The sequence below is a fragment of the Xanthomonas sp. NCPPB 1638 genome (assembly GCF_041475635.2).
GTDB lineage: Bacteria > Pseudomonadota > Gammaproteobacteria > Xanthomonadales > Xanthomonadaceae > Xanthomonas > Xanthomonas cucurbitae.
In genome coordinates, this window is record NZ_CM192984.1 from 2884633 (window position 1) to 2904432 (window position 19800).

Here is a 19800-nt window from a genome sequence, read left to right on the forward strand (position 1 = left end):
CGCTGCCCTCGCACAGCGGCGGCCGGCCGGTGGAAGTGATACTGATCGCCCAGCTCGATCCCGGCGCAGGCGACAGCCTGATCGCGCAGACAGTGGAGCGGCAGCGGCAGCACCCGGCCCATCACGACGCGCTGGACGAACCCTCCGCGCAGTTGTCGGCACCGGACCTTAGTCATGGGGACCCCACCTCGCTGTTCTCGTTTTCGGTGGGCCCGCAGGGACACCCGTTCCATTGCCACGCCGGCCATCGCGTGTTCACTGCCATCACCGGCAGCGGCGGTGCACAGTTGCGCTTTTCCACCGCTTCCCTGCAACAGCTCGACGCCGACCCCAACGCGTTCGTGCGCGCGCTGCGTTATGTGAACCTGCCCGGCGACAGCCTGTTCACCGTGCGCTTCGGCGGCGGCACCTGGCATCAGTTCGCACCGGCGCAGAGCAATGCTGCGCATTCGGCGTTCTTTGCGTTGTCCTGCCACCCGGACGAAGCCGGCGGCGTGCTGAGCGACGCGCAGCAGACACTGGTCCACCAGGGCCAGGCCACCATCGCCAGCCTGACCGAATTGCTGCCCGCTGCGGTCACTGCCCTGTTGCAGGCCGCGCCGCCGGCCGCCGCCGATGTCCCCACCGTGTCGCTGTCGCTGCACGCCAGCCCTGAGAGCTGGCAGCAACGCGCCTGCAGCCGCGCGCGGCGCTGGAGCGGCCGGCTGCGCCAGGCGCTGACGCGCGCGCGCCGGCCGGGATTCGTCGCCACCCATCTGCCCCTGCCGCAGGTCAGCCCGCTACCGGCACTGCCGCCGGAGGCGTTGTTGCATGGGCAGCTCGGTAGCGCCGTGCATTTCCAGGATGGCCATCAACTGGAGCTGGATGCGCGCCAGCTGCACAGCGACACCCTGCAAGGCGTGCTCTGTGATCTGCTGCAAGCGTTCGTGGACCAGCCACCCAGGGGTGTCAGCGGGTTGATGCAGCTGCGCAATCTGCTGGTTGCGCCATTGGGGTGGCGCACCTCGCGTCGGGGTTGTCCCGTGTCGCCGTTGCTGGATCCGTCCGCAACACACCTGTTCGCCGGGCGCTTCCCGGTGCTGGCACAACGCAGCGATGCCGATGGACAGCAGATTCAGGTCGTCCTCGGCGCCGACGACAAGCATCTGCGTTTTCGTTCCTTGATCGCATTGCGCCGCATCGGCGACCAGCGCATCGCGCTGACCATGGCCACGCAAGTCAGCTGCCGCAATTGGCTGGGACGTGTGTACATAGCCTCCATCCTCCATGTGCACCACCACTACATCGTGCCGGCCATGCTGCGTGCCGCAGCGCAGCGCCTGCTACATGCCGAACACGCGGAAAGCGCTGCCTGGCTGGCGCATTCGCCGTGAACGGATGCGCCGGCACCATCACCTCGTTTTGTCCTGGCGCTGCCTAGGCTTGGGGTCCCCAATCCCCAGGACACGCCCATGCCCACTGTTCGCCTGCGTATCACCGGCACCGACGACGACGCGCGCGCCATCGCCAACCTGCTGCAAAGCATCGAAGGCATCGAGCACGTGGAAGAAGTCGACGACCTGATGCCACACCTGGACGACGACGATTCCAGCTCGGCGGGCCTTTCGGACGACGAAGGTCCGGGCAGCCACGAATTCGAAGTGGAAGCTGGCAACGAAGCCACCGCACAGAAGGTGCGCAACGCGGTGCAGGAACTGGCGTTGCAGCTGGACGTGTTTGTCGAATACGAATACGACGAAGGCTGAGCATCGGTTCAGGGCTGAGCGCCGCCTGCGTGCGTAGCAATGCTGCGCCGGCCCGCCACCCGACCCGGTTTGCTGTGCGCCGCCTGCAAGGAGCAGACGGCGCATTCCCTTGCAGAACACGGTTTCTTCGCCGCAGGACCGCGCGGTACGGCATGCGCGCGCCACCTCGGCGACGCGGCACAGCGCCACACCTTGGTTCAGGGCATCCTGCGACGCCGTTGGCGCCAGCGCCAGACCAGCAGCACCAGCCAGCCGATCACGGCGGCAACCGCGCCCACCGGCAGCAGCGCCGCCACCGCACGGATCACGAAGGCCATGCTGACCGCAAAGACCTGACCGAATTCGGCAGCCGCCTCCGCAATTTCGCCCCTGCCCTGCTCGCTCCAGGTGCCGCTGAAATGCAGCGTCAGCAACTGGGTGCGTACACGACGCTGTTGCTGCGCAGCGTCCTGCTGGGTCTGCTGTGACTCGGCCTCGATCTCGGCCAGGCGCTTGGACACCGCCAGCAGGTCACCTACCGCCAGATCACGGCGTTGCTGCAACTCCTGCAGTCGCGCGTGTTCTTTCTGCAATCGTGCCTGCGCCAGGCCAGTATCGGCCATCTGCTGGGCCAGGTCCTGCGCACGCGTGCTGCGCGCCGCCACATCGCCATGCTCGCCGGCCAGTTGCACCATTGGCTCGACACCCTCGGGCACCAGCCGCACGCTGACACTGCCGCTGGCGTCGCGCCCGCCGCTCTGCTCCACCGTCAACACGGCGCAGTTGCCGTACTGCGCGCCCTGGCAGGCGCTACGCACCGCAGCGACGCGCTCGCCGATCTGATCGGCAGGCAATTCGATGCGGACATCGTGTTCGTAGGCCAGTGACGCGCCGGATGTGACCGGCGCAGACGCCGGCGCCGCCGCAGCGCCGGCGTCTGCGGCCATCTCCTCCTGCGGCCGTGCGCACCCGCCCAACGCCCACCCGATCAGCAACACCATCGGGTAACGCGGCATGGCGGGCCTCACAGGCTGGCCCCATCGATCCGCTGCACGCTGCGCGTGGTCAGATCCAGACCGGTAATGCAACGCACATTGACGGCGATAGTGGCTTGCCCGGTCTTGGGATTGGCGCCCTCGGTGATCGGCGCATCGGTCTCGAGCTCGAAAGCGATGCGTCCGCAGTGACAGCTGCCGGCGTGCTGCATGGGTTTGCTCCTTGGAAAACAGTGCGTTGTGGATGTGCCTCAAGGAAATGGAACGCTACCGGCGCACCGCCGGCCCTGCGCCTGGGCGAATGCAGCGGTGCCTTGCCGATCATGGCAGGTGACGGTTGCGTCCGCCCGTCCGGTCCCGCCTGGTGGCCACTCTAAACCAATGGTGGATGCGAACGGGCGCACAGATGCCTATGCTGTGGGTTTGCTCCCATCAGGATCCACGATGCGTCAACGCCTGCTTGTCCTTGCCCTGTTGGCCGGCCTGGCTGGCTGCCAGCAGCAGCCCGAATCCCCGCGCGCCGATGCCACTCCCGCTGCCGGCGCGCAGGATGCGCAGACCCCGGATGCGCGGTTTGCCGCGCTGTCCAAGCGTGCGCTCGACACCTGGATGCAGCTGTCGCCGGTCACTGCCACGCAGACTGGCGACCACCGCTTCGATGCGCAGATCGACGACCTCAGCGACGGCGGCCGCCAGCGCAGCCTGGAAGCCAACAAGACCTTGCTAACCGAACTGGACGCGGTCGATGTCGCCAAGCTCTCGCGCGAGAACCAGGTGGACGCCGCCATCCTGCGCAATCAGCTGCAATCGGAGATCTGGAATACCGAGGTGCTGCAGAGCTGGGCCTGGGATCCGCAGGTCTATAACAGCCTGGCCGGCAGCGCCCTGTATGGCCTGATGGCGCGCGAATTCGCACCGCTGCCCGAGCGCCTGAGCGCCGCTACCCAACGCATGGAAAAGATTCCCAGCATCCTTGCGCAGGCGCGTGCCAACCTGGACCCGGCACGCGTACCGAAGATCCATGCGGAAACGGTGGCCAAGCAGAACAAGGGCATCCTCAGCATCGTCGATACCTTCATCGCGCCTAATATCAGCCAGCTGGGCCCGATCGAAGCGGCGCGTGCCCAAGCGGCCATCGACAACCTGAAGAAAGCTGTCGCCGAACAGCAAACCTGGCTGGACACCGTGCTGGTGCCCAACGCCAAGGGCGACTTCCGGGTCGGAGCAGACAAGTACGACCAGAAGCTGAAGTTCGCGCTGCTGTCGTCACTCTCGCGTGCCGACATCAAGCAACGTGCCGAGTCCGAGCTCAAGCGCGTGCGCGGCGAAATGTACGGCATTGCGCGCACCGTGCTCAAGGACAAGCCCGGCGCTCCCACGCTGCCCGAATCGCCCAACGACGAGCAGCAGCAGGCCGCGATCGAAGCCGCGCTGGAATTGGCCTATGCCGACAAGCCCGCACGCGACAAGGTGGTGGACGAAGCCAAGACCGCGTTGGCGCAGTCCACCGAATTCGTGCGCCAGAAGGACTTGATGACGCTGCCCGATTCGCCCGTGGACATCATCCTGATGCCGGAATTCCAGCGTGGCGTGGCAGTGGCCTATTGCGATTCTCCCGGCCCGCTCGACAAGAACCTGAAGACCTTCTACGCGGTGTCGCCGATTCCCGACGACTGGAACGACCAGCAGGTCGACTCGTTCCTGCGCGAATACAACACCCGCATGATCCACCTGCTGAGCATCCATGAAGGCACGCCGGGCCATTACCTGGAAGGCTGGCATTCGGCCAAGTTCCCGTCCACGCTGCGCGCGGTGCTGCGCTCGGGCATGTTCGCCGAGGGCTGGGCGGTGTACACCGAGCGCATGATGCAGGAACAGGGCTATCTGGATAACGACCCGCTGTTCCACCTGGTGCAGCTGAAGTTCTACCTGCGCACCATTGCCAATGCCATCCTCGACCAGGGCGTGCATGTGGATGGCTGGGATCGCGACAAGGCGATGCACCTGATGACCCACGACACCTTCCAGCAGGAAAGCGAGGCCTCCGGCAAATGGGTGCGCGCGCAGCTGTCGTCGGCGCAGTTGCCGACCTACTTCGTTGGCGTGCAGGAACATCTGGATACGCGCAAGGCGGCGCAGGAGAAGCTGGGCAAGGACTTCAACCTGAAGGCCTACCACGACAAGATGCTGTCCTACGGTGCCCCGCCAGTGCGCTTTGCGCGCGAATTGATGCTGGATCAGCCGATCGAGTGATCGGTCCTTCTCCCGCGCGCGGGAGAACGGCTACTGCGGCTTTTGCTACATGTCCCTTCTCCCGCGCGCGGGAGAAGGTGCCCCGCAGGGGCGGATGAGGTGCTTGCGCTCTTGCCATTTCCTTGGCAAGCGACGAACCCGCATCTACCTGTCCCGCAGTGCCCGCACACAGCGCTGCCTCACCCATCCGCCGCAACAAACCCACCGGTCTGCCGCGCCCACAGCCGCGCATACAGCCCGCCGTGCGCGATCAGTTGCGCATGCGTGCCGGTCTCGACGATGCGGCCGCCGTCCATCACCACCAACCGGTCCATGCGCGCGATGGTCGAAAGCCGGTGCGCGATGGCAATCACCGTCTTGTTGCCCATCAGTGCGTCCAGGCTGTCCTGGATCGCCGCCTCCACTTCCGAATCCAGCGCCGAGGTCGCCTCGTCCAGGATCAGGATCGGTGCGTCCTTGAGCAGCACGCGTGCGATGGCGATGCGCTGGCGTTGACCGCCAGAGAGCTTGACCCCACGCTCGCCGACGTGCGCATCGAAGCCGCGCCGGCCCTCGCCGTCCACCAGCGTCTCGATGAACCCCTCCGCGCGCGCCTTGCGCACCGCCTCCAGGATCTGCGCGTCGCTGGCCTGCGGCCGCCCGTACAGCAGGTTGTCGCGGATCGAGCGATGCAACAGCGAGGTGTCCTGCGTCACCAGCCCGATCTGCCCGCGCAGGCTTTCCTGGGTGACCCGCGCGATGTCCTGCCCGTCGATCAGGATACTCCCCTGTTCCAGGTCGTAGAGCCGCAGCAGCACGTTGACCAGGGTGGATTTGCCGGCGCCGGAGGGCCCGACCAGGCCGATCTTCTCGCCGGCGCGCACCTGCAGGTCCAGCCCGGCGATCACGCCGCCGCGCTTGCCGTAGTGGAAATGGATCTGCTCGAACTGTACCTGCCCCTGGGTGACGCGCAGCGGCACTGCAGTGGGCGCATCCTGCACCTGCACCGGCTGGGAGATGGTCTGCATGCCATCCTGCACGGTACCGATGTCTTCGAAGATGCCGTTGACCGTCCACATGATCCAGCCGGACATGTTGTGGATGCGGATCACCAGGCCGGTGGCCAGGGTGATCGCACCCACGCTGATCTGGTCACGGCTCCACAGCCACAGCGCCAGCGCGCAGGTGCCTACGATCAGCAAGCCGTTGGCCATGGCGATGGCGGTATCCATCGCGGTGGTCACCCGCGTCTGCCGGCGATGCTTGACCGCCAGCTCGTCGATGGCATCGCGGACGTAGGCTTCTTCGCGGCCGGAATGCGCGAACAGCTTGAGCGTGGAGATATTGGTGTAGCCATCGACGATGCGCCCGGTTGCCTTGGAACGCGCGTCCGAGGCCACCCAGGCGCGTGCCTTCATGCGCGGCACGAAGAACGCCATCAGCGCGACATACACCACCAGCCAGATCAGCAGCGGCGCCATCAGCCAGGGGTCGGCCTGTGCGAACAACCACAGCGCACTGCCCGTGTAGACCACGATGTACCACAGCGCATCGACCATCTGCACCGCCGATTCACGCAACGAGGTACCGGTCTGCATCACCCGGTTGGCGATGCGGCCGGCAAAGTCGTTGTTGAAGAAGCCCAGGCTCTGCCGCACCACGTAGTTGTGCATCAACCAGCGCGAGCGGTTGCTCAAGCCGGGCACGATGGCCTGGTTGACCAGCAGGTTGTGCAGCCCGGTAAACAAGGGCCGCGCGATCAGCGTGATTCCGGCCATCCACGCCAGCTCGCCGGCATGCTGGCGGAAGAACTCCGGCCCCGGACGCTCGGTGAGCATATCGACGATGCGGCCCAGGAAGTCGAACATCGCCACTTCCACCAACGCCAGCAACAGCCCGGCGATCAGCGTGGCCAGCAGGATCGGCCACAACGGCCGCAGGTAATGCAGATAGAACCGCCACACGTTACGTGGCGGCATCTCCCGCTCGATGGGCGGGAAGATATCGATCAGGGATTCGAACCAGCGGAACATTGCAGCCACATCGCGAGACACCGGGCACCCAGGCTAGCCGATCGGGCGTCGGCACGGCGTGGCGCCATGTCGCGATCGGCTGGCACCGTAGCGTGCGCACGCCGCCTCCGGGCACCGCCGCGCCCGTGCGACACCGCATTGCGCCCGGCGCCGGCTTGCGCGGCCGCCCCGATCCGGCGGCGACGCGCGGATCAGCGTCCCTGCAGGCTGGGTACCGCGTTGGTCACGTTGGCGTGGCGACGCATGATCCAGTTGAACAACGGGGTGGCCATCAACGTGGACAGGATCGCCATCAGCACCAGCACCGAGAACAGGCCTTGCTCGATCACCCCGGCCTGCAGGCCAATATTGATGATGATGAGCTCCATCAGGCCGCGCGCATTCATCAGCGACCCGATCGCCATGGCATCGCGATTGTTCTCGCCGGTGGCGCGCGCCGCCGCCCAGCACGCCACGCCCTTGCCGACGAACGAGGCGACCAGGATCGCCACGCCGGCCAGCATGATCTGCGGCTGCAGCAACACGCTGAGCTGGGTCTTGAGCCCCGAATAGGTGAAGAACAACGGCAGCAGCAGCACCACCACGAACGGCTGCAGCATCTCGCGCAGCTTCTCGGTCAACGGCCCCTTGGGCAGGCAGACGCCAAGCAGGAAACCGCCGAACACCGCATGGATGCCGATCGCATCCATCGCCCAGGCACTGAGGCAGAACAGCATCAGCACGACCGCCAGCACACCATTGCCGAGCGGTTGCCCGGGCACCACGTAATCGGCCAGCCGGCGCAGCAGATGGCGGCCGACGAAGATCATGAACAATGCATAGCCGATCCCCCCGCCGATGGCCAGGTACGCACTGCCCCAACTGCCGCCGAAGCTCGCCAGCACCACCGCCAGGATGCACCAGGCGGCCGCGTCGTCGAAGGCACCCGCGGTCAACGCCAGCGTGCCCAACGGGCTGTTGGTCAGGCCACGCTCGTGGATGATGCGCGCCAGCATCGGGAAGGCGGTGATCGCAATGGCCGCGCCCAGGAACAACGACGCTTCCAGCAGCTTGGCCTTCTCCGAGAACAGCCCGCCCACCGTCAGCAGCCACGGGCACAACGCAAACGCCAGTGCGAACGGCACCGCGATGCCGGCCAGCGAAACGCTCATCGCGCTGCGGTAGCGCGCGCGGAAATGGTCACCGCGAAAGTCGGTCCCCACGAGGAACATGTACAGGCCCACGCCGAACTGCGCGAACACATACAGCACATCCATGGTCTGCTTGGGAAACAAGGCCGCCTGCCATTGCGGCGCCAGCAGGCCGAACAACGACGGCCCCAGCATCACGCCAGCGATCATCTCGCCCACCACCTGCGGCTGCCCCAGCCGTTTGGCCAACAGACCCACGAGCCGACAGACCAGCAGGATCGCCGCGGCCTGCAGAAAGAAATACACCGACATCTGCGCAGTGGTCATGCGTTGGGCAACATCCCTGAGAAGTGGGCGGATCATACCCACCCATGCCGATTCACGGTAGCGCGACCGTGCCGGGTTCACGCCTGGCTTGCGCCCCCAATCCTTCGGACTCACGCCGATGCGCCACCCATGCAGTTGCCTGCGTCGGCAACGACGCCCGGGCAAGCGGACGCCAGCGGTCGCATGACGCATCCGAGCGCCATGCGCGATCAACGCAAGCCCGCGTCACTCCTGCGGCGCGGATTTCGCCGCCACCGGCGTCAACACCAGATCCTGGAAATCGAAACTGAAATCGGTCAACGGCGAGAGGGCCTGCATGCGCAGCTCGCGCACCGCACCGTCCGGTGTCAGCGCGAAGTTGACGAAAGCGTCGGCATTCAAGGACCGGTCGTCCCAGCGCACGATGAAACTATCGTGCTGCCAGTGCTCCAGCGTGCCGACCAGTTGCGCGGTCTTGGCGAACTGCATGCGCAGCCGCGCGCCGTCCTGGCGGATCACCACCTCGCCGTACCATGGGTCGCGATAGGTCGCCGCATAGGCCGCCAACGGCAGCGACGGCGTCGAGCGGGCGACGCGTGCCTGCTGGTGCCGCTTCCAGCTGGTATCGGCGTCGCTGCCGGCTTTTTCAACCGCCTTGGCATAGGCCGCCGTCCAGTCGGTCGGCGGCACCTGCAGGAATGCATCCAGCACCTGCAGCGTTACTGCATTGAATGCGGCGCCGACCTCCTGGTTGGTCAGCACCACCACACCGAGCTTCTGGTCGGGCATCAACGTCAGCCGCGACACCATGCCCGGCCAGCCACCGGTGTGCCACACCAGGCGATGGCCGCGATAATCGCTCAGGCTCCAGCCCTCGCCATACCCGGAAAAGTTCGGCAACGCACCGGCCAGTTCCGGAACCGCTGCATCGCCAATGGCGATCGGGGTAATCATCGACCACATCTCCCGCTGCCGCCTGGCACTGAACAGTGGCCTGCCATCGGGCAACAGGCCGCCGGCCAGTTGCAGCCGCATCCACAACGCCATGTCGTGCGCGCTGGAATAGATGCCGCCGGCACCGGCGTTATTGGACCAGGTCAATGGCGCCACCGTGCGCAACTGGGTGAAGTCGTACTTTGCGTGCCCTACCGCTGCCTGGTCGCCGGGCTGCAGATGGTCGGCATTGAAGCGCGTGCCGCGCATGCCGACCGGCGCGAAAATGCGCTGCTGCAGGAACTGCGCATAGGATTGCCCGGACACCTGCTCGATCACCTGCTGCGCCACGGCGTACAGGATGTTGTCGTAGGCGTAGCGGTCGCGGAAGCCGCCCTTCAACGGCACCTTGGCCAGCCGCTGCACCACCTCTTCGTTGGTGTAGCTGGTGGCCGGCCAGAACAGCAGGTCGCCCGCCCCCAGGCTCAGGCCACTGCGATGCGACAGCAGGTCGCGCAGGCGCATCTCGTTGCCGACGTACGCGTCGGACATGCGGAACCAGGGCAGGTGTTCGACGACCTTGTCGTCGAGCGACAGCTTGCCCTCGTCGGCCAGGATCGACAGCGAGGCCGCCGTGAACGCCTTGGTGTTGGAGGCGATCGCGAACAACGTGTCGGCCTGCACCGGTTCCGGCTTGCCGATCTCACGCACGCCATAGCCGCGCTCCAGCACGATCTCGCCGTCCTTGACGATGGCCACCGCGATCCCGGGCACGTCGAACTGCTTGCGCACCCGCTCGACCTGCGCATCGAACTGCTGCATCCCGGCCGGCAGTTGCGCCGCCTGCGTGGTGGTCAGGCTCGCCAGCATCAGCACTCCCCCCGTCAACCATCGATTCAAAGTCACCCTCATGTCCTCTATGTCGTCGATGAACCAGACCGCCGCCGTCCAGCAACCGCTGTGGCACAGGGCAAGCGTGGTCCAGCGCATCCGGGCACGCGCGCGTAGCCGGGCCAGCATGGTAGCAACCGGCGGCCACAGGCGTTGCCCCAAGGTGCCGCTGGCCCGGCCGCACACCGTTGCTGGTTCGCCACCGGACCACGCGCTGCGTGCTGCGCGCGCTCACACGGCAACGCCGTCTTCTGCGCCACCCTGGGCGGCGAACGGGCACGCTGTAGGCGGCGCCGACCATGCGATACCCATCCCGACTGCGAGCCCCTGCAATGAACGACCTGTTCGCGGCGTCACCGCCCACGCTGGAGGGCATCCATATCGGGATCGGCGGCTGGGTGTATGTGCCCTGGCGCGCCGGCATGTTCTACCCGCAAGGGCTGCTGCAGCGCCGCGAGCTGGAATATGCCAGCCGTCATGTCAGCGCCATCGAGATCAACAGCACGTACTACGCCGCGCAGAAACCGGCCACCTACGCGACGTGGCGTAGCCAGGTGCCGGCAGGCTTCGTGTTTTCGGCCAAGGCACCACGCCGCATCACCCAGTCGCGCCGGCTGGCCGGCACCGGCACCCAGATCGAAGATTTCGTCGGTGGCATCGCTGAGCTCGGCCAGACCCTGGGGCCGCTGGTCTGGCAGTTCGAGCAGGGATATCGCCTGGAACACGAGGAACTGACCGGTTTTCTGGCCCTGCTGCCCAGGCAGGCGCGCGGGCGTCGATTGCGGCATGTACTGGAAATTCGCGATGCGGCGGCCGTGGACGCGGCAATGCTGGCGCTGGTGCGCCGGCACGAGGTCGCCACCGTGTTCACCGATTCGCCCACGTACCCGTCGTTTGCGGACCTGTCCACGGATCTGGTCTATGCACGCCTGATGCGCAGCCAGCCACGCCTGCAGGCCGGCTATCCGGCGCCGGCCCTGCGCCGCTGGGCCGCGCACATCCAGGCCTGGCGGCGCGGCGAAGACCCGGCGGCACTGCCGCATCTGGCAGCGCCGTCGCCTGTGGCCGACACGCCGCGCGAGGTCTACGCGTTCTTCATCGGCGCAGCCAAACAGCGCAACCCGGCTGCCGCAATGGCGTTGTTGCAGGCTATCGCCGCCGGTTGACTGGAACGGCGTTACGGCACGCGTTGCAGCGATGTGCCGACGCAGTCGCTGCGCCAGGTTTGGGCGACAATGGCGCATGCCCACCACCGACCTGCGCAAGGCGCAACTGCAAATCCACTTCTGCGTCCTGCTCTGGGGCATCACCGCGATCCTGGGCAAGCTCATCACCCTGCAGGCGCTGCCGCTGGTGTGGTGGCGCATGTTGATCGTGGTGGTGGCGCTGGCGGCGTGGCCGCGCGTCTGGCGTGGATTGCGCGGCCTGTCCGGGCGTGTGGTGCTGGGCTATTGCGGCATCGGCGCCCTGGTAGCCCTGCACTGGCTGACCTTCTACGGGGCGATCAAGCTGGCCAACGCCTCCGTCGCGGCCACCTGCATCGCGTTGGCACCGGTGTTCACTGCGGTGATCGAGCCTTGGGTGACGCAGCGACCATTCCGCCCACGCGAATTGCTGTTCGGGCTGGCGGTACTGCCCGGCGTGGCGCTGGTGGTTGGCGGCGTGCCGGCCGGCATGCGTGCCGGCGTGGTGGTCGGCGCCATTTCCGCCGTCTTCGTGGCGCTGTTCGGCTCGCTCAACAAACGCATGGTGGCGCATGCCGACCCACTCACCGTCACCGCCCTGGAATTGGGCGCCGGTACGCTGACCCTGACCGTGCTGGCCCCGGTCCTGCCGCTGTTGCTGCCATCGCTGCATGGCGATCTGCTGGTCGTTCCCGGCCTACACGATGGCCTGCTGCTGGCCTTGTCGCTGGCCTGCACCTTGCTGCCGTTCGCGCTGGCGCTGGTGGCGCTGCGCCATCTGAGCGCCTATTCGGTGCAACTGGTGACCAACCTCGAACCGGTCTACGCCATCGTGCTGGCCATCGCCCTGCTGGGCGAGCAGCGCGAACTCACGCTGCAGTTCTATCTGGGGGTGGCGATCATTCTTGGCGCGGTGTTCCTGCACCCGGTGCTGGAACGCCAGCGCAAAGTGGCACATCCGGAAGTGCTGGGCACCGCCGAAGCCAAGAACATCATCGACTGAGCGCGGCGGAGACCGCGCCGCTACGGCAGCGCCACCACCCGATCGCGCCCGCCCCGCTTGGCCGCATACAAGGCCTGGTCGGCGCGCTTGAGTACCGCTTCGGCACTGTCGTGCGGGGTCAGCATCGCCACGCCGATGCTGACCGTCACCGGCAGCGCGCCGGTCATCGTCGCCACGCCCTGCCGCAGATATTCGCATTGCAGCCTTGCCTGCTGCAGATCCACATCCGGCAACAACATCACGAACTCTTCGCCACCGTAGCGCGCAATGCTGCCGGTTCCGGCCACATGCGCCCGCAATAGCGTGGACAGCTCGCGCAGCACCGCATCGCCCTGGTCGTGCCCATGCACGTCGTTGACCACCTTGAAATGATCCACGTCCAGCAGCGCCACCGACAACGGCCGGTTCGCTGCACGCGTCTGTTGCATCGCTGCGGCAAGCGCGGCAGCGAACGCACGGCGATTGGGCAGGCCGGTCAGCGGATCGGTGCGGGTCTGCTCGACCAGGTCGGCATTGAGCGCTTCCATCGCCGCGTAATGCTGCGCCATCTGCTGCTCGTACCAGTGGCGCTCGCGCAATTGCTGGCGCAGCTGCAGGCCCACCAGGCGCAGCTCCAGCAACTGCGAGGCCTGCCGCGACAAGGCCTGCAGCGCGGCACGCTGGTCATCGCGCAACTGCGCCGGCACCTGGTCGAACACGCACAACGAACCCAGCGGCATGCCATCGCTGCTGACCAGCGGCGCGCCGGCGTAGAACCGCACCGCCGCTTCGCCGGTGACCATTGGGTTGTCGAAGAAACGCGGGTCCAGCAAGGTGTCTTCGACGGTCATCACCTCGTCCGGACGCAAAATGGCGTGCGCACAAAACGAGATGTCACGCGGTGCCTCGCTGCGCGCCGCACCATGCGCGGCCTTGAGCCACTGCCGGTGTTCGTCCACCAACACCACCGCAGCCATCTGCGTCTGGCACACGGTGGAGGCCACCAGCACGAGATCGTCGAAGGCGGGCTCGGGCGGCGAATCCAGCAGCGCGTAGCGCCGCAAGGCGGTCAGCCGCTCGGCTTCGTTAGCGGGCAATTGCCGTTTGATCACGCGGCCAGCCCCCCCTGCTGCACCGTTGTCGTTGGCAGTATGCAACAGGCCGCGCGGGCGAGCCATCCGCAGCCCGGCAGGCCGCGCGGCGCGCGCCCGCACTTCACCCAGGCAGCCGGCTCACCAGTCGGTGCGCTGCGGCAGCAGCCCGCGCAGCTCGGCGTCATTGAGGTTGCGCCATTGCCCCGGCTTGAGCGCGGCCAGCTTGATGTTGTCGATGCGCACGCGGCGTAGTTGCGTCACCCGGTAGCCGAACTCGGCGGCCATCAGGCGAATCTGCCGGTTCAGGCCCTGCTCCAGCACGATGCGGAAACCGAACTTGGCAATGCGCGTGGTGCGGCACGGCAAGGTGGTCTCGTTGTGGATGCGCACGCCGCGCGCCATGCCGCGCAGGAATTCGTCGGTGACGGCTTTGTTGACCGCCACCAGGTATTCCTTCTGGTGGCGGTTCTCTGCGCGCAGGATCTCGTTGACGATGTTGCCGTTGCTGGTCATCAGGATCAGGCCTTCGGAATCCTTGTCCAGCCGGCCGATCGGGAAGATGCGCTGCTCGTGGCCGACGAAGTCGACGATGTTGCCCTTGACCGAACTCTCGGTGGTGCAGGTCACGCCCACCGGTTTGTTGAGCGCGATGTAGACATGCTTGCGGCCGCCGGGCTTCCTGGCCTCACGCGCGCGCAACGGCTGGCCGTCCACCAGCACGGTGTCGTCTTCCCCCACCACCGCGCCGGTGCCGGCCACCACGCCATTGACGGTGACGCGGCGTTCGCCGATCAGGCGATCGGCCTCGCGACGCGAGCAGAAGCCGGTGTCGGCGATGTGTTTGTTGAGTCGGTTCGTCATCGGCCGATTATCGGCGATTTGCCTGGTCCCGTGCGCCGTTGCATGTCCGCCCCCGACAGCGCAGCTGCGACAGGCGGCGAGCAGCGCTGCGCCATCGCCCTCAGCGCAACCGGCACCGATACGCCACCTCAGGCAGGCACTGCCAAGCGCGGCTGCGGCAGGAACAGCTCCTCCAGCGGGCACGGGCGATGCAGGCTGAAACCCTGCACCTGGCCCACGCCGGCCTCGCGCAGACCGGGAATATCGGCCTCCGACTCCACGCCTTCGGCCACCACTTCAATCCCCAGCGCCAGCCCGACCTGGGCGATCGAATGCACCGCCGCGCGGTCCACCGCATCGTGTGCATAGTTGCGCACGAAGCCGCAGTCGATCTTCAGCACATCCACGGTGAACTGCTTGAGGTAGCCGAACGAGGCCAGGCCGCTCCCGAAGTCGTCCAGCGCCACATGGCAGCCGCGCGCCCGCACGCTCTGCACGAAGCGCTGCGCATGCTCCAGGTCGCCGATCACCGCGGTTTCGGTGATTTCCATGCACAACTTGGGCACCAGTGCGGGGTAGCGTTCGAACAGGGCACAGACGAAATCCAGGAACTCCGGCTGCGCGATCGACTGCGCCGACAGGTTGACGTGGCACAGGTCCAGGCAGGCCACATGCAGCGGGTTGGCCGACAGCTGTTCGCACAAGGTTTCCAGCACATGCGCATCGACCATGCGACCCAGCCCGTAGCGCTCCACCGCAGGCAGGAATTCACCCGGGTTCAGTACCCGCCCGTCGCGCGCGCGCATGCGCACCAGCACTTCGTACTGCACTCGCGCGGGGTCGTTCAGTACCTGGATGCGCTGCGCATAGAGCAGCAGCCGCTCTTCGGCAATGGCTTGCTGCACCGCGTTGATCCAGCCGCCATCGTGACGGCGCCGCGCCAGCGCCAGATCGTGTTCGCCGAAGCAGCGGATGCGGTTGCGCCCTTCCTCCTTGGCCGCGAAACAGGCCAGGTCGGCCGCCGTCATCAGGGCGTTGACGTCGTTGGTGCAGCCACGGATCTCCACCACGCCGAAGCTGCAGCTCGGCGTCAACGGCCGCCCATCCTGGTGGCTCCATGGCTGCCCGAGCACGCCGTGCATGCGCTCCAGCAGCGCCTGCGCCTGCACCAGATCGGTGTTGGCCAGCAGGATCGCGAATTCGTCCCCACCGAGCCGTCCCAGCCAATCGCCTGGCCGCAGCTGCATGGTGATGACATCGGCGAAGTGGCACAGGAACTTGTCGCCGATCGCATGGCCGAAGGTGTCGTTGACCAGCTTGAAATGGTCCAGGTCGACGAAGCACAGCGCATGGCAGGTCTGCGGCGGTTGCGGGACCTCGATCAGGCGCAGCAGCCGCTGTTCGATCTCGCGGCGGTTGATGAGGCCGGTCAAGGCGTCGTGCCGGGCGTGGAAGGCCACCTCGTCGGCCAGCTCGTGCGCGTGAGAGACATCCTCGATCACCGCCAGCACCAGCGTGGGTTCCTCCGGGCCCGGCTCCACCAGCGAGGCACTCCAGCGCCCCCACAGCAGTCCGCCATCGGCACGCAGGAAACGCAGTTCGCCCGGTTGCAGCAGCCGCGCCCAATCGATCATGCCGCGGCTGTCCAGCACCACATGATCCGGATGCATCAGCTGGGCCAGCGTGCAGGCCTGCAGTTCTTCCGGGCGGTAGCGCAGGATGTTGGCCATCGACGCATTGGCATCCAGCACGCGGCCATGCAGGTCGAACTTCACCATCCCCAGCGCGGCCTGCTGGAAGGCGGTACGGAAGCGCCCTTCGTGCGAGAGCAGATAGTCGCGGATGCGGCGCGTGGCCAGTACGCAGGTGGTGACCACCAGCAACAGGGTGACCAGGCTGCAGATCACCATCAGCTCGCGTAGCAGCCGCACGCAGCGGGTCAGCAGGGTCAGGAACTGGGCGGCATCGCCGCGCATACGGGCATCGAGCAGTTGCAACTCGTCGCGCAAGGCCTGCAGGGTGCGCGGGTCGGGCTGGCCGACGGCTTGCGACGAGGCCGCGCGATCGGCCAGCGAACTCAGTTGCATCAAGTCGGCGTCAGCCTGCTTCCACAGCGCGATCGCATCGCCCAGGTAGGGAACGCCCTGCCCGTAACGGTACAGACGCACCATCTGCGGCATGTCCTCTGGGGCATTACGGCCGGCCCCCAGACCGGCGGACACCAACGCCCAGTCGATCACCGGTTGCTCCACCGCCAGGCGCGCGGCGCGGTCGCCCAGCGGCACCTCCAACGCACGGCAGGCCGCCTGCAGGTCGGCTGGATCGCCGCTGCGCAGATACCGTTCCAGCCAATAGACCGACTCCTGCTGCGCCTTGGACCAATGGCTCTCGGCGACGATCCAGGCGGTGGCGCCGGACTGGATTTCGATCGCCAGCGCCGACACCATGGCCATGACCACGGCCGCGCCGATCAAGAGCGCCAAGGGCAACGTGAGCCAGCCGCGCACCAGGTGCATGGTCTGCCCACCGCCATTTCCGCGTGCTGTCTGCGCCATTGCCATGTCCTTCACTGCCCTGGTGCGATCCAGGCGCCCAGCGGGCACCTGAAGGCAGTAGCGGCCGCGACGGTCCAAGCTGTATGCCGGCGTTAGCCGTCAGCGCCCCCGGCGGAAGGTGGGGCGGGTGTGCTCGTGGGCGTCCGGAAACGCCTGCGCGAAGCAGGCGTGGCGACAGTAACGCCATGCATCTACATGCATAGCGAATGACAGACGGTGAAGCCGCCGGACCACAACGCCGATACGTGGCGGCCCTTGGGGGGGGAACGCGCCCTCGTGGCAGTGCCGAGACCTGGGGCGCCCAGCGTCCGGGCCGGCATGCCTGGCCGCGTGGGGCCGGGGCGACGCGCGCCCCCCTGGCCCGCCTGCCCGCGCTCAGTCTCCGCGCGGCTTGGGCGGACCCTTGCGGTGCGGCGCGCCGGCGCGGTCCATCGGACGCCCCGGGCCATTCGGACGGCCGGATGGCTTGCCACCGCGCGGGAAACGCGGCTTGGACGGCGACGTGGCCGCCTCGCCGTCTTCCAGCCTGCGCATGTTGAGCTGCTGGCCGGACACCCAGACCTTCTTCAGGTGCTGCAGCAGTTCGCGCGGCATGTCGGCCGGCAGGTCCAGGACGGAGTAATCGTCCTGAATGTCGATACGGCCGATGTAACGGCTTTCCAGGCCGGCCTCGTTGGCGATTGCGCCAACGATATTGGCCGGCTTCACGCCGTGGCTGTGGCCCACTTCGATGCGGTAGCTCTCCATGCCGAATTCCGGTTCGCCACGCGGCGCCGGTTCGCGGCGCACACGCTCGCCGGCCTCTTCGCCGCGCGGCGGACGCGGAGCGCGCTCGCCATCGTTGGCACGCGGGCCACGCTCGAACTTCGGCTCGAAGCGCGGGCGCTCGCCACGATCCGCACGTTCATGGCGCTCGCGCGGTGCGGCGTCCTCGCGTGCGCCACGTACCGGCGGAGTCAGCAGGAATGGCGCATCGCCCTGCAGCAACTTGGCCAGCGCGGCAGCGATGTCGATCGCCGGTACGTTGTTTTCACCTTCAAAGCGCTGCAGCAGATCGCGATACAGCTCGATCTGGCCACCGGCCAGAGTCTCGCTGATGCGGCTCATGAAGCGCGCCACGCGGGTGTCGTTGACCGCATCCACGCTGGGCAGCTGCATTTCTTCGATCGGCTGGCGGGTGGCGCGCTCGATCGAACGCAGCATGCCCTTTTCGCGCGGGGTGACGAACAGGATCGCCTCGCCGCTGCGCCCGGCACGGCCGGTACGGCCGATGCGGTGCACATAGCTTTCGGTGTCGTACGGAATGTCGTAGTTCAGCACATGGCTGATGCGCTCCACGTCCAGGCCACGCGCGGCCACGTCGGTGGCGACCAGGATGTCCAGCTTGCCGTCCTTGAGCTGGGCGATGGTCTTCTCACGCGCCGCCTGCTGCATGTCGCCGTTGATGGCGGCCGCAGCCAGGCCGCGTGCCTGCAGCTTCTGCGCCAGCTCTTCGGTGCCGGCCTTGGTGCGCGCGAAAATAATCATGCCGTCGAACGGCTCCACTTCCAGGATGCGGGTCAGCGCGTCCAGCTTGTGCAGCCCGCTCACCCACCAGTAACGCTGGCGGATATTGGCCGAGGTAGTGGTCTTGGCCGCGATGGTGACTTCGGCCGGGTCTTTCAGATAGGTCTGCGCGATCCGGCGGATGGCCGGCGGCATGGTGGCCGAGAACAGCGCCACCTGGCGCTGCTCGGGCAGCTTCTTGAGCACGGCTTCGACATCGTCGATGAAGCCCATGCGCAGCATTTCGTCGGCTTCGTCCAGCACCAGCGTCTTCAGCTGCGACAGGTCCAGGGTGCCGCGGTCCAGGTGATCGATCACCCGCCCCGGGGTGCCCACCACCACATGCACGCCGCGCTTGAGCGCACTGAGCTGCTGGGCGTACGGCTGGCCGCCGTACACCGGCAGTACGCGGAAACCGGGAATGGCTTCGGCATATTTCTGAAACGCCTCGGCGACCTGGATAGCCAGCTCGCGGGTGGGAGCCAGCACCAGGGCCTGCGGCTTGACCTGGCTCAGGTCGGCATTGGACAGCACCGGCAGCGCGAACGCGGCGGTCTTGCCGGTACCGGTCTGCGCCTGGCCGAGCACGTCGCGGCCGGCCAGCAGCGCGGGGATGGTGGCGGCCTGGATCGGCGAAGGGGACTCGTAGCCGACGGCGGCAACCGCCTTCATCACAGCGTCCGAGAGGCCGAGGTCTGCAAACAGCAGCGGCGCGGAAGATTCTTGGGTCATGGGTAACTCCGGAGGCGCCGCACGGAGCCGGCAGGCGCAAAGCAGCGTAGTGTGCGCCCTTACCCCCCCTGCTGTCGAAGGGCCGTGACAGTCCGTTCAGGTTGCGAGGGTTTTGCCGAGGCTCGGACGATCGCCTCTTCGAGCCTTCCGGTTCCCATCCGCCGCCATTGGATCCAGGTCGCTGGATACACCCGCTCACCAGCATCACTGGCCTGCGACTGCATCACCACGATGGTATTGCCGACCGTAGCCGGCCGATAATCGCCCTCTTTGGTCAACGAGCGCAGCATGCAAATCCTGGAATTCGACATCGACGGCGAGTACATCGAGCTCCACCAGTTGCTCAAGCTGGCCGGCCTTGCCGACAGCGGCGGCCAGGGCAAGGCGCTGGTCGCCAGCGGCGTGGTGCGCGTGGATGGCGCGCAAGAACTGCGCAAGACCGCCAAGATCCGGCCCGGCCAGGTGGTGCAGCTGGACGATGTGGAGATCCGCGTGATGGCGATGGACCTGGACGCCGAACCCGGCCAATGAACACGCCCCGGACCTGCAAATGCCCCCCCCGCGGCGGCAGCGGCAGAGCGGGCTACATCGCTCAGGCGCCGCGCCGGATGAGATGCGCAGCAA

Annotated in this window: 15 protein-coding genes; 6 read left to right on the top strand and 9 right to left on the bottom strand. The window is 66.9% G+C overall.

From position 1 onward, the window contains the following. Positions 1–38: 38 nt before the first annotated feature. Entirely contained in the window at positions 39–1373 is a 1335-nt protein-coding gene (locus ACCQ13_RS12360; RefSeq protein WP_104603942.1) for a DUF2867 domain-containing protein, read from the top strand. Positions 1374–1451: 78 nt separating this feature from the next. After that, on the top strand, positions 1452–1745 hold the full coding sequence (locus tag ACCQ13_RS12365; RefSeq protein ID WP_104603918.1) for a hypothetical protein: 294 nt from the start codon (positions 1452–1454) through the stop codon (positions 1743–1745). 197 nt (positions 1746–1942) lie between these two features. Here the strand turns inward: ACCQ13_RS12365 and ACCQ13_RS12370 are convergent, their stop codons facing one another. Beyond that, positions 1943–2752, bottom strand: coding sequence for a DUF4349 domain-containing protein (locus tag ACCQ13_RS12370; protein WP_104603919.1), 810 nt, complete (start codon positions 2750–2752; stop codon positions 1943–1945). Further along, positions 2749–2931 carry a hypothetical protein gene (locus ACCQ13_RS12375; protein WP_104603920.1) on the bottom strand — a complete coding sequence of 61 codons (183 nt, stop codon included), beginning with the start codon at positions 2929–2931 and terminating at the stop codon, positions 2749–2751. Before ACCQ13_RS12375 ends, ACCQ13_RS12370 begins: the two co-directional genes overlap by 4 nt. A gap of 232 nt (positions 2932–3163) precedes the next feature. Between ACCQ13_RS12375 and ACCQ13_RS12380 the strand changes: the two genes are divergently transcribed. After that, on the top strand, positions 3164–4972 hold the full coding sequence (locus ACCQ13_RS12380) for a DUF885 domain-containing protein (RefSeq protein WP_104603921.1): 1809 nt from the start codon (positions 3164–3166) through the stop codon (positions 4970–4972). Positions 4973–5151: 179 nt separating this feature from the next. On the opposite strand, the gene ACCQ13_RS12385 is transcribed toward ACCQ13_RS12380, so the two are convergent. The 3 genes from ACCQ13_RS12385 to ACCQ13_RS12395 form a co-directional block, all read right to left on the bottom strand. Next, positions 5152–6984, bottom strand: a complete 1833-nt coding sequence (locus ACCQ13_RS12385) for an ABC transporter ATP-binding protein (protein WP_159407270.1) — start codon at positions 6982–6984, stop codon at positions 5152–5154. Between the two features lie 191 nt (positions 6985–7175). Further along, positions 7176–8441 carry a cation:proton antiporter gene (locus tag ACCQ13_RS12390; protein WP_104603923.1) on the bottom strand — a complete coding sequence of 422 codons (1266 nt, stop codon included), beginning with the start codon at positions 8439–8441 and terminating at the stop codon, positions 7176–7178. A gap of 225 nt (positions 8442–8666) precedes the next feature. Continuing rightward, the gene (locus ACCQ13_RS12395; protein WP_338000513.1) at positions 8667–10259 is read right to left on the bottom strand and encodes a serine hydrolase; all 1593 of its coding nucleotides are present in this window, start codon (positions 10257–10259) and stop codon (positions 8667–8669) included. Positions 10260–10576: 317 nt separating this feature from the next. On the opposite strand from ACCQ13_RS12395, the gene ACCQ13_RS12400 reads away from it, so the two are divergent. Continuing rightward, the gene (locus ACCQ13_RS12400) at positions 10577–11410 is read left to right on the top strand and encodes a DUF72 domain-containing protein (protein WP_159407272.1); all 834 of its coding nucleotides are present in this window, start codon (positions 10577–10579) and stop codon (positions 11408–11410) included. A 76-nt stretch (positions 11411–11486) separates the two neighbouring features. Further along, positions 11487–12431: a DMT family transporter gene (locus tag ACCQ13_RS12405; RefSeq protein WP_159407273.1), complete on the top strand. Its 945-nt coding sequence runs from the start codon at positions 11487–11489 to the stop codon at positions 12429–12431. Between the two features lie 20 nt (positions 12432–12451). Here ACCQ13_RS12405 and ACCQ13_RS12410 read toward each other — a convergent pair whose 3' ends face one another. The 4 genes from ACCQ13_RS12410 to ACCQ13_RS12425 form a co-directional block, all read right to left on the bottom strand. Beyond that, positions 12452–13588 (bottom strand): GGDEF domain-containing protein, encoded by a 1137-nt coding sequence (locus ACCQ13_RS12410; RefSeq protein WP_104603927.1) that lies wholly within the window; start codon positions 13586–13588, stop codon positions 12452–12454. Between the two features lie 54 nt (positions 13589–13642). Beyond that, complete coding sequence (locus ACCQ13_RS12415) at positions 13643–14365, bottom strand: pseudouridine synthase (RefSeq protein WP_104603928.1); 723 nt, start codon at positions 14363–14365, stop codon at positions 13643–13645. Positions 14366–14493: 128 nt separating this feature from the next. Then, the gene (locus ACCQ13_RS12420) at positions 14494–16899 is read right to left on the bottom strand and encodes a putative bifunctional diguanylate cyclase/phosphodiesterase (RefSeq protein WP_104603929.1); all 2406 of its coding nucleotides are present in this window, start codon (positions 16897–16899) and stop codon (positions 14494–14496) included. A 375-nt stretch (positions 16900–17274) separates the two neighbouring features. Beyond that, positions 17275–19176 (bottom strand): DEAD/DEAH box helicase, encoded by a 1902-nt coding sequence (locus ACCQ13_RS12425; RefSeq protein WP_104603930.1) that lies wholly within the window; start codon positions 19174–19176, stop codon positions 17275–17277. Between the two features lie 288 nt (positions 19177–19464). On the opposite strand from ACCQ13_RS12425, the gene ACCQ13_RS12430 reads away from it, so the two are divergent. Continuing rightward, complete coding sequence (locus tag ACCQ13_RS12430) at positions 19465–19707, top strand: RNA-binding S4 domain-containing protein (RefSeq protein ID WP_104603932.1); 243 nt, start codon at positions 19465–19467, stop codon at positions 19705–19707. Positions 19708–19800: the final 93 nt, after the last annotated feature.

Excerpts from the sequence above, each read along its gene's own strand:
- ACCQ13_RS12365 (WP_104603918.1), top strand. The coding sequence starts at position 1,452 with ATGCCCACTGTTCGCCTGCGTATCACCGGCACCGACGACGACGCGCGC.
- ACCQ13_RS12375 (WP_104603920.1), bottom strand. The coding sequence starts at position 2,931 with ATGCAGCACGCCGGCAGCTGTCACTGCGGACGCATCGCTTTCGAGCTC.
- ACCQ13_RS12380 (WP_104603921.1), top strand. The coding sequence starts at position 3,164 with ATGCGTCAACGCCTGCTTGTCCTTGCCCTGTTGGCCGGCCTGGCTGGC.
- ACCQ13_RS12385 (WP_159407270.1), bottom strand. The coding sequence starts at position 6,984 with ATGTTCCGCTGGTTCGAATCCCTGATCGATATCTTCCCGCCCATCGAG.
- ACCQ13_RS12390 (WP_104603923.1), bottom strand. The coding sequence starts at position 8,441 with ATGACCACTGCGCAGATGTCGGTGTATTTCTTTCTGCAGGCCGCGGCG.
- ACCQ13_RS12400 (WP_159407272.1), top strand. The coding sequence starts at position 10,577 with ATGAACGACCTGTTCGCGGCGTCACCGCCCACGCTGGAGGGCATCCAT.
- ACCQ13_RS12405 (WP_159407273.1), top strand. The coding sequence starts at position 11,487 with ATGCCCACCACCGACCTGCGCAAGGCGCAACTGCAAATCCACTTCTGC.
- ACCQ13_RS12410 (WP_104603927.1), bottom strand. The coding sequence starts at position 13,588 with ATGGCTCGCCCGCGCGGCCTGTTGCATACTGCCAACGACAACGGTGCA.
- ACCQ13_RS12415 (WP_104603928.1), bottom strand. The coding sequence starts at position 14,365 with ATGACGAACCGACTCAACAAACACATCGCCGACACCGGCTTCTGCTCG.
- ACCQ13_RS12420 (WP_104603929.1), bottom strand. The coding sequence starts at position 16,899 with ATGGCGCAGACAGCACGCGGAAATGGCGGTGGGCAGACCATGCACCTG.
- ACCQ13_RS12425 (WP_104603930.1), bottom strand. The coding sequence starts at position 19,176 with ATGACCCAAGAATCTTCCGCGCCGCTGCTGTTTGCAGACCTCGGCCTC.
- ACCQ13_RS12430 (WP_104603932.1), top strand. The coding sequence starts at position 19,465 with ATGCAAATCCTGGAATTCGACATCGACGGCGAGTACATCGAGCTCCAC.